This is a genomic window from Streptomyces sp. AC550_RSS872, assembly GCF_019049285.1.
In the GTDB taxonomy this organism is placed as follows: Bacteria; Actinomycetota; Actinomycetes; order Streptomycetales; family Streptomycetaceae; genus Streptomyces.
On sequence record NZ_JAGMUL010000004.1, the window covers coordinates 1 to 12,566 of the forward strand.

Annotated in this window: 14 protein-coding genes; 4 read left to right on the forward strand and 10 right to left on the reverse strand. The window is 70.6% G+C overall.

What is annotated here, in order from left to right; translation table 11 throughout:
• The first annotated feature begins 62 nt into the window (after nucleotides 1-62).
• Together KUM44_RS00885 and KUM44_RS00890 are read left to right on the forward strand one after the other, a co-directional pair.
• Nucleotides 63-923 carry a GNAT family N-acetyltransferase gene (locus KUM44_RS00885; RefSeq protein ID WP_217205512.1) on the forward strand — a complete coding sequence of 287 codons (861 nt, stop codon included), beginning with the start codon at nucleotides 63-65 and terminating at the stop codon, nucleotides 921-923.
• 127 nt (nucleotides 924-1,050) lie between these two features.
• A complete protein-coding gene (locus KUM44_RS00890; protein WP_217205513.1) occupies nucleotides 1,051-1,197 on the forward strand; it encodes a hypothetical protein in 147 nt (48 codons plus the stop codon).
• Nucleotides 1,198-1,423: 226 nt separating this feature from the next.
• On the opposite strand, the gene KUM44_RS00895 is transcribed toward KUM44_RS00890, so the two are convergent.
• The gene (locus KUM44_RS00895; protein WP_217205515.1) at nucleotides 1,424-1,771 is read right to left on the reverse strand and encodes a helix-turn-helix domain-containing protein; all 348 of its coding nucleotides are present in this window, start codon (nucleotides 1,769-1,771) and stop codon (nucleotides 1,424-1,426) included.
• A gap of 63 nt (nucleotides 1,772-1,834) precedes the next feature.
• Between KUM44_RS00895 and KUM44_RS00900 the strand changes: the two genes are divergently transcribed.
• Nucleotides 1,835-2,728 carry an NAD(P)-dependent oxidoreductase gene (locus KUM44_RS00900; protein WP_217205518.1) on the forward strand — a complete coding sequence of 298 codons (894 nt, stop codon included), beginning with the start codon at nucleotides 1,835-1,837 and terminating at the stop codon, nucleotides 2,726-2,728.
• Here the strand turns inward: KUM44_RS00900 and KUM44_RS00905 are convergent.
• On the reverse strand, nucleotides 2,688-3,215 hold the full coding sequence (locus tag KUM44_RS00905) for an HAD domain-containing protein (RefSeq protein ID WP_217205646.1): 528 nt from the start codon (nucleotides 3,213-3,215) through the stop codon (nucleotides 2,688-2,690). The genes KUM44_RS00900 and KUM44_RS00905 overlap by 41 nt on opposite strands.
• A 44-nt stretch (nucleotides 3,216-3,259) precedes the next feature.
• Nucleotides 3,260-3,883, reverse strand: coding sequence for an RraA family protein (locus KUM44_RS00910; protein WP_217205519.1), 624 nt, complete (start codon nucleotides 3,881-3,883; stop codon nucleotides 3,260-3,262).
• A gap of 181 nt (nucleotides 3,884-4,064) precedes the next feature.
• Between KUM44_RS00910 and KUM44_RS00915 the strand changes: the two genes are divergently transcribed.
• Nucleotides 4,065-4,907, forward strand: a complete 843-nt coding sequence (locus KUM44_RS00915) for a nitroreductase/quinone reductase family protein (protein ID WP_217205521.1) — start codon at nucleotides 4,065-4,067, stop codon at nucleotides 4,905-4,907.
• Between the two features lie 33 nt (nucleotides 4,908-4,940).
• Here the strand turns inward: KUM44_RS00915 and KUM44_RS00920 are convergent, their stop codons facing one another.
• From KUM44_RS00920 to KUM44_RS00950, 7 genes are all read right to left on the reverse strand, one after another.
• Entirely contained in the window at nucleotides 4,941-6,965 is a 2,025-nt protein-coding gene (locus tag KUM44_RS00920; protein WP_217205523.1) for an AAA family ATPase, read from the reverse strand.
• A 41-nt stretch (nucleotides 6,966-7,006) separates the two neighbouring features.
• Entirely contained in the window at nucleotides 7,007-7,633 is a 627-nt protein-coding gene (locus KUM44_RS00925) for a TetR/AcrR family transcriptional regulator (RefSeq protein ID WP_217205525.1), read from the reverse strand.
• A 91-nt stretch (nucleotides 7,634-7,724) separates the two neighbouring features.
• Nucleotides 7,725-8,405: an HAD-IA family hydrolase gene (locus tag KUM44_RS00930; protein WP_308402447.1), complete on the reverse strand. Its 681-nt coding sequence runs from the start codon at nucleotides 8,403-8,405 to the stop codon at nucleotides 7,725-7,727.
• A gap of 35 nt (nucleotides 8,406-8,440) precedes the next feature.
• Nucleotides 8,441-9,601, reverse strand: coding sequence for an aminoglycoside phosphotransferase family protein (locus tag KUM44_RS00935; protein WP_308402448.1), 1,161 nt, complete (start codon nucleotides 9,599-9,601; stop codon nucleotides 8,441-8,443).
• A gap of 151 nt (nucleotides 9,602-9,752) precedes the next feature.
• On the reverse strand, nucleotides 9,753-10,646 hold the full coding sequence (locus KUM44_RS00940) for a GntR family transcriptional regulator (protein ID WP_217205531.1): 894 nt from the start codon (nucleotides 10,644-10,646) through the stop codon (nucleotides 9,753-9,755).
• Between the two features lie 197 nt (nucleotides 10,647-10,843).
• Entirely contained in the window at nucleotides 10,844-11,545 is a 702-nt protein-coding gene (locus KUM44_RS00945; protein WP_217205533.1) for an HAD family hydrolase, read from the reverse strand.
• 36 nt (nucleotides 11,546-11,581) lie between these two features.
• A complete protein-coding gene (locus tag KUM44_RS00950) occupies nucleotides 11,582-12,457 on the reverse strand; it encodes a winged helix-turn-helix domain-containing protein (protein ID WP_217205535.1) in 876 nt (291 codons plus the stop codon).
• Nucleotides 12,458-12,566 lie beyond the last annotated feature (109 nt).

Here is a 12,566-nt window from a genome sequence, read left to right on the forward strand (position 1 = left end):
ACCCACCACTCCGCCAACCCACCCCACAGCCCCCACCCACCCCATCGGGAATGCTGACCCCCATGCGCCCAGACGACTGGCACCTCGCCCAAGACGTGGACGACTTCCTCGCCCGAGCCGGAGGCTTTCTGCGGACGCGGCCCGGGATGCATGTCATGCCGCTGACGTGGGCCGAGAGAGTGCGGACGCGTGGGGCGGAGGCGTTCGGGAGCGAGGCGCCCGTCTTCGGCATGCTGGAGCGGGCCGGCGAGGTGCACGCCGCCTTCTACCGCCTCCCGCCCCGCGCGCTGTGCCTCACCCCGCTCACGCCGCAGCAGGCCGACACCCTCGCCGCCCACCTCTGCGCGCTGGGGCACTCCCTCCCCGCCGTCAGCGCGGACCACAGCACCGCCACCGCCTTCGCCGAAGCCTGGCAGCGGCGTACCGGCGTCACGCCGAAACTCCGTGACATCCGGCTCCGGCTGTACCGCCTCGGCACGCTCACCCCGCCGGATCCGATGCCGGCGGGCCGGGGGCGGGTCCTGGGCGAGGAGGATCTCGATCAAGTCATGTTCTGGTGCGGCGAGTTCGCCAGGGCCGTCGGGGAGGACGTCACCATCGACGCCGAGTCCTGGGCCGGCACGCGTTACGCCGACAAGCGCTACACCCTCTGGGAGACCCCGGACGGCACCCCCGTCTCCCTCGCGGGAATGAACCCGCTGATCGGCGGCCAGATCCAGGTGGACATCGTCTACACCCCGGCCCACCTGCGCGGTCGCGGCTACGCGGCTGCGGTGACGACGGAGGTGAGCCGGGCCGCACTGGCCGCCGGCGCGAAGGAGGTCGTCCTCTTCGCGGACCTGGCCAACCCCACCAGCAACGCCCTCTACCAGCGCCTCGGCTATCGCACGCTCACCGACTGGGCGGCGTACGACTTCTCCTGACCCGCGGCTGCTCGTCCCCCGCACCGCCACCGAGCGGCTGAACCCGTCGGCCGCGCGGCGTGTCCGCGCGGGCGGGCGCGGTGGCCCGGCGCAGGGTGGTCGGTACGGGCGTCGTCGAGGAGGAATCGTGAAGCGTGGTGTCGTCGCCGTTCTGGCGGCCGCTGTAGTCGCCGGGCTGATGCTGGTCGCGGTACCGGCTGCCGCTCAGGACGACCATGGAAACATCGAACGGAACGAGTGGAACATCCCCCTCGCCAACCTCCGCGTGCTCTAGAACCTCCGTTCCTTCAGTCACCCGCCGTACCTCCGCGGCCTGCTCGGCAGAGCTGGCGCGGGCGTAGCCGTACGCACCCCGCCGATACCCACTTTTTTGTGGGTACTTGGCAGCGCGCCGCCCCCGTCCGACCCTTGATGTGGGTGATCGACGGGGCCCGGAGGCGCCCGGTCACCTGACGAGTTGTACGGCGGGCGCGCGCGGCGGACGGAGGTGGCGTTTCAGTTCAGGAGACCGGCTGGGCCCCGGTCAACCGCTCCAGGCGGCGGTGACCCCAGTCGGAGAGCGGACCGAGAGCCTCGGCCAGGTCTCGGCCGAACTCGGTCAGCGAGTAGACGGTCTTCAGCGGCAGCACGTCGTAGACCTCACGGTCCACCAGACCGTCCGTCTCCATCTCGCGCAGCGCCTGGGTCAGCACCTTCTCGCTGAGGCCGGGCAGGCGGCGGCGCAGTTCCGCCGGGCGGTGCGGGCCGGACTCCAGCAGCCACAGCAGCGACGTCTTCCACTTGCCGTCGACCACGGCGAGCGCGGCGGTCACCCCGCAGACGTTCGGATCATTGCGCCGACGCGACATTTCCCCGCCCCTTTCCCCACCCCTTTTGTCATCAATTATCGCTACTCTACAGGGAGTTGAGTCATGCCCACCTACGACCACGAGTCCGCCGTCACCGTCATCGGTCTCGGCCCGATGGGCCGTGCTCTGGCCGGTGCGTTCCTGGACGCGGGCCTGCGCGTCACCGTCTGGAACCGCACGCCGGGGCGGGACCGGGAGCTCGTCGGCCGCGGTGTCACATCGGCCGCGTCCGCCGCCGAGGCGGTCACCGCCAGTCCGCTGACCGTCGTCTGCGTGGTGAACTACGACGCCGCCGACGCGGTCCTGCGGCAGGACGCGGTCACCGACGCGCTCAAGGGCCGTACGCTCGTGAACCTCAGCGCCGACACCCCGTCCCGGGCCCGGGACGCGGCGGCATGGGCGACCGCGCACGGCATCCGTTATCTGGACGGCGCGATCATGTCGATGACCACGACCATCGGGACGCCGGAAGCGGAGGTCATCTACAGCGGTCCCGAGGATCTGTACCGCGAGCACCTGCCCGTCCTGGAGAGGCTCGGCGGGGCCCACACCCACCTCGGCGAGGACTTCGGCCGGGCCGCCGCCTACGACATCGCCCTGCTCGACATCTTCTGGACGGCGATGTCGGGCTACGCGCACGCCTTGGCCATCGCCCGGGCCGAGGGCATCACCGCGCGAGAACTGCTCCCCCACGCACAGGGCATCGGCGCGATCCTGGCGCCGCTCTTCGAGGAGTTCGCGGGCGACGCCGACGACGGCTCCTACTCCGGCGAACTCAACCCGATCACCTCCGGCGCCTCCTCCATGGCCCATATCGTCGAGACCTCCGAGTCCCACGGCATCGACGCGGGCATCATGCGTGCCGCCGAGGGACAGGCCCGCCGGGTCATCGGGCTGGGGCACGGGGCGGACGGTGTCACTCGGGTGACCGAGGTACTGGCCCGCCACCTGCGCTGACCCACTCCGCCAGAACGGCGAAGTCCCGCTCGGTCAGGCCGTGGCGGTGGTCGACGCGGTGGAGGAGGGCGGGTGAGGGGTGGTGGCCGGCCACCCAGGCCCGGTCGGCGTCGGTGATCTCGTCGTCGATCCAGACGAAGGGGCGCCCGGCTGCCCGCGCCACCAACGGCCGGGTCTTCCAGTGCAGTCCGCGCGGCCCGGGCCGGGGTTCGTCGCCCTCGTCCGGCCACTCCACCACCGGCAGCGCGGGCAGCCCGAGCCACGGCGCGAGGGAGGTGTTCGCGTCGTCCAGCCAGGTCGTGGCCCACACCAGCTCACAGCCGAGCGCGACGAGCCCGGCCAGGCGGGCGCCGAGGGCGGGGTCGACGCGGGAGAGCAGGGGGTGGGCGACCGTCTCGGGGAGTGGGTGGGCCGCCTTGTACACGGGGTACGGGCGGTCCGCCCCGAAGGGGATCAGAGTGCCGTCGACGTCCAGGAACACGAGCACCGACGACGCCACCGAAGGCGCCGAAGGGCCCGGCGTCGGCGAGCTCACCCCTCGAACCCGCCCTCCGCCAGGATCTTGTCGATACGGGCCCGGTGTGCCGCCTCCCAGTCGTCGAGGGATTCGTCCGCCTCCTTGGCCAGTCTGGCGCGGGCCGCCGCGAGGATCTCCTCCCGGCGGGCCGCGGGGACGACCACGACACCCTCCTCGTCGGCCACCACCACGTCCCCGGCGTCCACCGCCACACCCCCGCAGCTCACCCGCTCGTTCAACGGCCGTACGGCCGCCTTGGTGCCCGGGATCGGGATGACGCCCCGCGCGAAGACCGGGAAGCGCGCCTCCCGTACCTCGGCCAGGTCCCGGATCACGCCGTCGGCGACGAACGCGGCGATTCCGCGGCGCTGGGCGACGGCACAGACGTTTCCGCCGGCCAGGGCGTGGTCGAGGTCTCCCGACTCCACGACCACGACCGAGCCGGCCGGCGCGCGGTGGATGGCGGCGTGCAGCATCAGGTTGTCGCCGGGCGGGCACGACACCGTGTACGCGGGGCCGGCGACACGCGGTACGGGGGCCCACAGCGGGCGGATGCCGACGCCCATGACCTGCGCGCGGCCCAGCAGGTCGGCGAGCGTCGTCGTGGGGATCTCCTGGAATTGCGTGGCGGTCGTCATGGGACGGACGGTACCGTCTCGTTCCATGACTGCCGGGTCGGCCATGTGCCGTGAGCGAGTTGGGTGTTGCCCGGCCTCTGAGTGAGGCTGTGGCGGCGGGCCAGGAGCCCGCCTCTCTTTCTCTTCGCCTTTCCCTCCGTGCCCTCCGTACGGACATCCAGCGACAGAGAAAGAGAGAGAATTGCCCCACGACTTCAACCAGCAGGTCATCGAGGAGTTCCGCGCCAACAAGGGCCGCGTCGGCGGCTACTTCGAAGGCGCCCGGCTCCTGCTGCTCACCACCACCGGCGCCCGCACCGGCCGCCCGCACACCACCCCCGTCGGCTATCTCCCCGACGGCGGCGACCGCGTCCTGGTCATCGCCTCGGCCGCCGGCGCCCCCAAGCATCCCGCGTGGTTCCACAACCTCCTCGCGAACCCCCGGGTCACCATCGAGAGCGGCGCGTTCACCTACGAGGCGCGGGCTGTCGTCCTCGAAGGCGAGGAGCGTGACCGCGCCTTCGCGCGGGCCGTGGAGGCCGATCCGGGCTGGGCGGCGTACCAGGAGAAGACGGACCGGGTGATCCCCGTGGTCGCCCTGTACGAGATCGCCCAGGGCGGGCCCCCGAACATCAACGCCTCCTCCATGGGCGAGGCCATCAGGGTCGTCCACGACGCCTTCCGCCGCGAACTCGCCCTGATCCGCGAGGAGATGAGCGCCGGCGCCGGTACGACCCTCGGCGCCCAGCTGCGCGTCAACTGTCTGACCTTCTGCGCGGGTCTGCACAACCACCACACCGGCGAGGACATCGGCATGTTCCCCGTCCTGGCCGACCGCCACCCCGAGTTCGCGCCCGCGCTGGCCCGGCTGGGCGAGGAGCACGAGCGGATCGCCGAGCTCGTCGAGGACCTGCGCCGCGTGGTGACCGCCGAGGACACGGACCCCGCCGCCGCCCGCGCCGAGGTGGAGCGGCTCACCGCGGCGCTGGAGGCCCATCTGACATACGAGGAGGAGCAGTTGGTCCCGCTCCTCGACGCGGCGTAACCGCGCACGGGAGGCCGTCGCCCTTCGTGGCCCTCACCACGGCAACGGTCTCCCGTGCACCACCTCCAGCCCCGCCACCGCCCGCGTCACCACCACATACAGCCGGTGCAGCCCCCGCTCCTCCGCCTCCACGATCGCCGCCGGCTCCACGGCGACGACATGGTCGTACTCCAGCCCCTTCACCACACTCGCCGGTACGACGGCCACCCGTGCCCCCAGCTCGTCCGCGCCGCCCGCCCCGATCCCGGCCGACCGCAGCGCCTCCCACACCAGGTCCACGTCCGCGTCCGCCGCGACGACCCCGACGGATCCCTCCCGGCCCAGCGCGTCCCGTACGGCACCCACGACCGCTCCCGGCAGATCACCGTCGGCCGCCCGGAACCGCAGCTCCCCGTCCCCCCGCAGCGAACGGGCCGCCGGCACCGCCACGTCCAGCCGCTCCAGCAGCCGGTTGGCCAGCGCCAGCACCGCCCGCGGCACCCGGAACCCGGTGGTGAGCGGTACGACCACCGCGTCCGGCTTCCCGAGCTGCGCCATCACCGTCTCCCACGATCGCGCCGCCCACGGAGTCGTCCCCTGCGCCAGGTCCCCGAGCACGGTCACCGACCCGAACGCGGCCCGCCGCGCGATCGCCCGGCACTCCATCGGCGACAGGTCCTGCGCCTCGTCGACGACGACATGGCCGTACTGCTGCGGATGCTCGATGAGCCCGGCCACCTCGTCGAGCAGCACGAGATCGGCGGCCGACCAGCGTGCCGACTTCCACGACCGCGGCGGCCTCGCCCAGAGCAGCGCCTTCTGCTCGTCGGCGTCCAGCAGCCCGTCGGCGGCCCGCGCCAACTCCTCCGGATCCATGAGCAGTCGGGATACGACCTCCTCCGGCCGAACCCGCGGCCACACGGCGTCGACGTACTCCCCGACCGCCCGCGCCCGCGAGATCTTCTTCAGCCACGCGGCACCCGGCGGCCCGCCCCGGCGCTCGGCCTGCTCCAGGATCCGTCGCACGACCCGCGTGCGTACCCGCTCCCGCCCCACGGCGTAAGGCGGCTCCTCGGCCCGCACCCCCGCCACGATCCGCAGCAGCTCACCCTCCGCCACCCGCCACCGATACGACCCCTCGGGCACGGCCAGCGGACCGATCCCCTCGCCGCCGCCCACGCGCGCGTACAGAGCGCGCCGCAGCACCTCGGCCATCCGGGCGTCGTGCTTGACGGCGGCGGCCCTCTCGTCCTCCCTTCGCTTGACCGGATGCCGGGCGATCTCGTCCCGCAGCGTGGACTGCCGTACGCCGGTCTCGCCGAGGGCGGGCAGCACCTCGGAGATGTAGGAGAGGAAGGTCCGGTTGGGGCCGAGGATCAGCAGGCCGCCACGCCGGATGCGCTGCGGGTGGGTGTAGAGCAGGTACGCGGCGCGGTGCAGGCCGACGGCGGTCTTACCGGTGCCGGGGGCGCCCTGGACGCATACGGAGAGGGTGAGGTCACCTCGTACGAGATCGTCCTGCTCGGGCTGGATGGTGGCCGCGATGTCCCGCATGGGTCCGACGCGGGGCCGTTCGATCTCCCGCGCGACGATCTCGCCGGCCCGCGATTCGCCCCGGGCGAGGTGCTCGTCCTCCAGGCCGGTGAGGTCGGCGGAGTCCCCGCGGCTGCCGGGCGCCCAGCCGAAGCGCCGGCGGACGGCGACACCCTGCGGGTCGCGGGCGCCGGCCTGGTAGAAGGCGCGGGAGACGGGTGCGCGCCAGTCGACGACGAGGGGCGGCGCGGCGGGATGCTCGCTGATCCGCAGCCGCCCGATGTGCAGCGCCTGCTGCTCCGGGCCGCTGAAGTCCAGCCGCCCGAAGAACAACGGCCCCTCGGGCAGCTCGTGCATCGCCTTGGCCTGGCTGCGCAGCTGGTAGCCGAGGATCTCGGCATCGGCACCGGAGGCGGAGGCGTTCTCGCCGATGACGACCTGTTCGTCGGCGCCGTCGACCATGACGGCGAGGGCGGTGCGGCAGCGGTCGTGGTGGGCGCGTTCCTGGTCGAGGGCGTGGCGGAGGGCAGGGTCGGGTGACGTCATTCCATGGAGCGTACCGAAATAACGTAACCGAGTTAAATCTTTTACTCAGCCTCAGTATGGCGGGCGACCAGCCCCGGCAGCCCGGCCTCCAAGACCCCGAACGCCCGCTCGGCGGCCGCCATGGCATCCCCCCGCACCTCGGCCGCCCGCTCCCCCGCCGCGATCCGCCGCCAGTTCTCCTGCGCGAGGACCCGCTGCACCGCCACGATCTGCCCCGCGGCCAGCCGCGCCTCCAGCCCTCCCCCCAGCGCCTCGGCCAGCGCGGCCTCCGAACGCTCCAGGTAGCCGTACATGCGAGCGACCAGCGCGGGAGTCCCGTACAGCAACGACTGGTAGGCGAGCACCTCGGGATCGTCATTGAGCCCCGTGATCGGGTCACACCGCTCCAGCCCGTCGAGAAAGTGCCGACGCAGCGCCTCGACCGGCGACGGCCCCTCCCGCACGACCCGCGCGGCCTCGTCCTCGTGATCGGCGAACCGGTACAGGACGAGATCCTCCTTCGTCGGGAAGTACCGGAACAGCGTCGGCTTGGAGATCTCCGCCGCGGCGGCGACATCGGCGACGGAGACGGCGTCGAAGCCCCTCTCCAGGAAGAGGCGGATGGCGGTGTCCGACACGGTCTGGTACATCCGCTGCTTCTTGCGTTCGCGCAGTCCGGTCTCTGACATGGGGGTGAGCCTACGCATAACGGCCCACATCTCATCGACGCGAGTCCGTGCCCCCGACACGGGCTCTGGAGTCATGGGCGGCGGCCCCCCTCTACCCCATTCCTTCGATCAACGGAGCGTACGCCCCCAGAACGACCTTCGCCCCGGCGTCCCGCAGCAGTTTCCGCTTGGCCTCGTTCCTGCCGTACCCGATGAACCCCACACCCGCCTCCGTCGCGGCTTCCAGGTCCGTCGGCGTGTCCCCGATCATCACCGCGTCCTGCGGCGGCAGCCCCAGGCTCTCCAGGGCTCGCCGGACGACGTCGGGATGCGGTTTCATCAAACCGGGGTCGGCGGTACGGCCGTGGATCGCCTTGAAGTGCCCTTCCAGCCCGCGCTCCCGGAGATAACACCCGGCCGCGTGCGGGGAGTTGTTGGTCACGACGGCGAGGCACAGCCCGCGTTCGGCCAGCCGGCCGATGAACTCGTCCGCGTTCGGGGTGGGCCAGGCGACCCGCACCGCGGTGAGCTCGCCCTCGGTCACCGCCGCTTCGAGCGCTCCGACCAACTGCCCGAAGTCCACGTCCTCGAAGCCCCGGCGGACATCCGCCCGCGCCGCTGCCTGGTGTACGGCACGCAGCACCAGATGCGGATCCTTCCCGGTCCGCTCGGCGCCGGTCAGGGCGTCCTCGAGGCCGAAGGCCGCCACCAGGCGGCGAAGTTCCTCTGCCAGCGGTCGTGAGGAGCCCCGGGGAAACAACCGACAGATCGGACCGTCGAAATCGAACAGCACGCAGGTCGACCACTCCAGGAGCGCCCGCGCGGCGACTACCGCGGCATCACAGTCATCCTGGTCAGCAGCAATGCTCCGATCATCCCGTTCAGCAGTCCGGCTCCCGGGCTCCCTCCCCGGCGCTTGCGCCTGCGCGAGTCGTCCCATCCACGCACTCCCTTTCCGCGCCCTTTCACGAGCGCAACTCGGTCGTCCGACGCCTGCCACCGCCGAAGCGCCTGCCGGACCACGTCCTCGTCCACCGGCCGCTCCTCAAGTCGCAGCGGCTCCCTGGCCCGCCACAGCGCACGGCACACCCGCTCAGCGGCCTCGGCGAAGTCCCGGTCGGTGGGCTGGTCCGGGAGACGGAGGGCAGCACGCATCACGTCGGGGAACACCGACTGCGCGAGTTCGAAGCCCAGGTACGAGGGCAGATCGCGTTCCAGACCGGCGGCCATCTCCCCGTGTCCGGCCCGGCGCATCGCCTCAGCCCACAATCCGACCATCAGGTCCTTTTCCGTCTTGCCGTACTGCATACGGACGAGATGGGTGGCGAGTTCATGCAGCGGGTCGCCGTACATGGCCGTCTCCCAGTCGATGACAACGAGCCGCTCACCGTCCCGTCGCGGGGAGAGCACGATGTTCGCCCGGTGAACGTCCGTGTGCAGCAGGGCGAAGGGGCGCCGTGTGAGCGGCGGCGTCGCGTTCAGGAACCGTTCCATGGCGTCCCCCGGAACCCCGACGGCGTCGAACAGTGCGCCGAAGCGGGGCAGGTTGGCCTGGTACACCCGGTCGGCGGCAAACCCGGCCAGCCAGTGCAGGAAGCCAAGACTGTCCCCGTCCTCGGGCCAGTCGGCGGGCAAGCCGGGCAGCTCCTCCTTCGGTACGTCGGACAGGGTCACGAAGAAGTCGGCCAGCGCCGCCAGCCGGTCGGCTCCGACGGTCCCCTCCGGCACGACGTCCGACAGCACGCGCCCCTTCACCAAGGTGTCCAGAGACCACACGCCGAAGTCCGCGAGGCAGCGCGGCGCATCGGGCAACCGGGACCCCACGACACGCAGGATCTCCGACTCCCGCGGCCAGATCCGCGGCACCACCTCGATCGTCTCGAAGGGCGTGCGGAACTTGGCGCGGACCTGACCGGAGCGCTCTCCCAGCAAAAGGGCCAGCGGCTGTCCGAGCGGGCGGATGTGATTCATGTTGTGGTGGCCGATCACCACTTCTTCGTACGCACTCGCACGGCGGTTCTCCGCAAGAAAACGCACGAGAGCCCGATGCGCCCTGCCGGGCAGTTGGGGGGACATGAGCGCGCAGAGTAGTAGGCGGGGTCGCCCACTTCCCGCCGTGTCACCATTTGGACGACTCTCCTCACGGCCTGTGATGCTCAGCGCGGGCGAGTAGTTCCCACATCGCGTCGAACCACTTCCGGTGATTGGCCACCCTCTGGGAGGCCGGCGAGTGCTCGTGGTCGTCCTTGACGTCGTACGTGAGCGGGGCGCCCACACCCAGCACGTCGAACGCCTCCACGTGCTTGTCGTGCGCCACCAGGTAGATCGGGCGCATGACCGGCACATACGGCGCGGACAACATCGCCGTGCCGTTGACCAGGTACACCTTCTGGGTGGGTTGGAGGTTCACGTAGCGGATCTCAAGGTCCACGGACGGCACGTACCCCTCGGCCTTGAGGCCCTGGAGTTTCTCCTGGATCGCGTCCGTACTCCTGCGCATGGTGTCGAGATGGCGTTCCCACACCGCCGCGTCGTCCTTGTCGTCCACGGCCTTCGGATACTGCCGGCCCGTCAGGTTCTTGGCGGGCAGCAGCATGCGCAGGGCGATCCGCTGAAGTTTCGGACGCTTGAGCCGAATCTGTTCGTCCTGCCGGTGGATCTGGAACGCCAGCGTCTCGGAGCTGAGCGTGTAGACGTCAAGGGTGACCTCCGGTTTCTGGAAGGCCTCGTCCATGAGCTCTTCCAGGGAGACGCTGCGCCCCCCGGGGGACGATATGGGCGACTGCCCCCGGATCACCCTGGTCCCACTGCCCTGCCGCGAGGTGATCCAGCCCTCGCCGGCCAGCTCCCGCAGCACCTTCTGCACGGTGTCCCGCGACACGTTGAACTCTTCCGCCAGCTCACGCTGGGACGGCAGACGTGAGTCCAGGACGTATGTCCCATCGGTCAGACGATTGAGGAGTTCGCCTCTGACCCACTGGTACGTCGCGCCGCCTTCGCCGTCGCTCCGGTCTTCGCTCACGTCTTCGCTCACGCCCGCGATCGTACTCCTACCAGCCCAGAACCAACCCACTTCCAGTCAGACAACCGACCCGATTGGACTGGAAGTTAAGCGATCAGTCCAGTTGGGAAGTAACTCATCAGGCAAGCAAGCCAATTGGACAGAAAGTTGTAGGACGGGTGTAGGTGAAAGGGGTGACGATCGTGGCAACTTCCTCCGTCGAGGGCCGCTCAGACCTTGAGTCCCCGCAGCACCTCACTCAGGGAGAGCACGATGTGCTCGGCCTCCGCCTCCCGCAGCAGCTCCTCCTTCCTGTCGTTGCGTGCGTACCCGATGAAGGCGACGCCGGCTTGCTGTGCGGCCAGGAGATCCGTGGGCCCGTCGCCGACCATCAGCGCGTCCGACGGGTCCGCGCCGAGCGCGGCCAGCGCCTGCCGGAGAGAGTGCGGATGCGGCTTGAGGAGGTTCGGGTCCTGGGTGCGCCCGTAGATGTGCGGCCCGAAGCAACTTTCCAACCCCCGTGTCCGCAAGTACTTGCGTGCCGCGGCCGGCGAGTTGTTCGTGGTGACCGCCAGGCGCGCGCCCCTCGCCGCCCATGCCAGGACGAGGTCGTCGGCGTAGGGGGTCGGCATGGCGGACGAGGCCGCTCGCAGTTCCTCCCGCGTGAGTCGCGCCTCCACCTCCGCCACCAGGTCACTGCCCGGACACCGGCGATCGACCGCCCTCAGCACCTCGTACGGGTCGGCGAACCGCCGCTCCTCGTGGGTCAACATGTGCCGCATCCCGGATCCGTCGAGCCATCGGACGAGTTCCCTGGCCACGGAGTCCGCCTTGTGGCCGGCGAAGAGGCGGCAGATCGGACCGTCGAAGTCCCAGAGCACGAACCGGACGCGGGTGATCAGATCGTGGAGGTCATCCGTGTACGAGGTCACCGATTCAGTCTGCGCCACGCCGGGTGGCCGGCGGGGCTAGGGGAGGTTCAGATCCGTGGTGATGGTCTCCCAGAGGGCATCGAACCACTTCTGGGACTCCGCCACGAACGCCGCGTCCCGCACCCCGGCCGTCTTCACGAAGGAGAAGAGGACGGACTGGGAGCCCAGGACGTCGTACATGTCCACCGTCTTCTCTTCGTACTCCTCCCGGCGTTCGGTCAGGACGTAGTAGCCGATCAGCGCTTCGTCACGGTTCAGCAGGTACAGCTTCACCGGCGGGGTGAAGGGCAGCGCACGGAAGGTGATCTGCACATCGATGCCATGCGTCGCGCGCAGCGCCAGCAGATTGTGCCGCAGCACCTGCACCTGAGCGTTGCGCATCGCCAGCCGGCGCTGATGAACGGGGTCGTCCTCGCGGCTCTCGACCGGGACCGGGAAGGCGGGATCGATGTCCCGGGACGGCAGCAGGATGCGGACGTTGATCGACTCGGGGTCGAGAGTGCCCGCATGGATCAGGCGGATGGGCTCGCTCAGGGCGATCATCAGACTCTCGGCGGTGAGACAGGCGGCATCGATGCACACATGCGCCTTCGAGAACGCCTCCGTCAGCCGCGGCGCCAGCCCGACCATCGTCGGCTGCGGCCCCTCCCTCGCCGGCGTCGGCTCGGCGATCCGCGGCGGACTCCCCCTGCTCACGTTGGTGAGGAGACCGTCCTCCTGGAGTGCGCGCAGGGCCTGGCGTACGGCGCCGCGCTCCACCCCGAACTCCTCTGCCAGATCGGCCTGGGTGGGCAGGCGGTCGCCCGCCTTGAGGTCACCGACGCGGATCCGTTCCCGCAGGATGTCGGCGATCTGCTGGGGCGAGAGTCTTCTGCTGCCGTTCACTGCCACGTTCTCCTCGGCCACGACCAAACGCTACGACCTCATCCCACTTCGGGGGAGTTCTCCGGACGCTGTTTAGGCCCACCCTCCAAGTTGGTACTACATAACCACAGTTGGCTGCCAACTTCGACCAACTCGA

Coding starts and splice junctions, on each gene's coding strand:
- KUM44_RS00885 (WP_217205512.1), top strand. CDS start 63: ATGCGCCCAGACGACTGGCACCTCGCCCAAGACGTGGACGACTTCCTC.
- KUM44_RS00895 (WP_217205515.1), bottom strand. CDS start 1,771: ATGTCGCGTCGGCGCAATGATCCGAACGTCTGCGGGGTGACCGCCGCG.
- KUM44_RS00900 (WP_217205518.1), top strand. CDS start 1,835: ATGCCCACCTACGACCACGAGTCCGCCGTCACCGTCATCGGTCTCGGC.
- KUM44_RS00910 (WP_217205519.1), bottom strand. CDS start 3,883: ATGACGACCGCCACGCAATTCCAGGAGATCCCCACGACGACGCTCGCC.
- KUM44_RS00920 (WP_217205523.1), bottom strand. CDS start 6,965: ATGACGTCACCCGACCCTGCCCTCCGCCACGCCCTCGACCAGGAACGC.
- KUM44_RS00925 (WP_217205525.1), bottom strand. CDS start 7,633: ATGTCAGAGACCGGACTGCGCGAACGCAAGAAGCAGCGGATGTACCAG.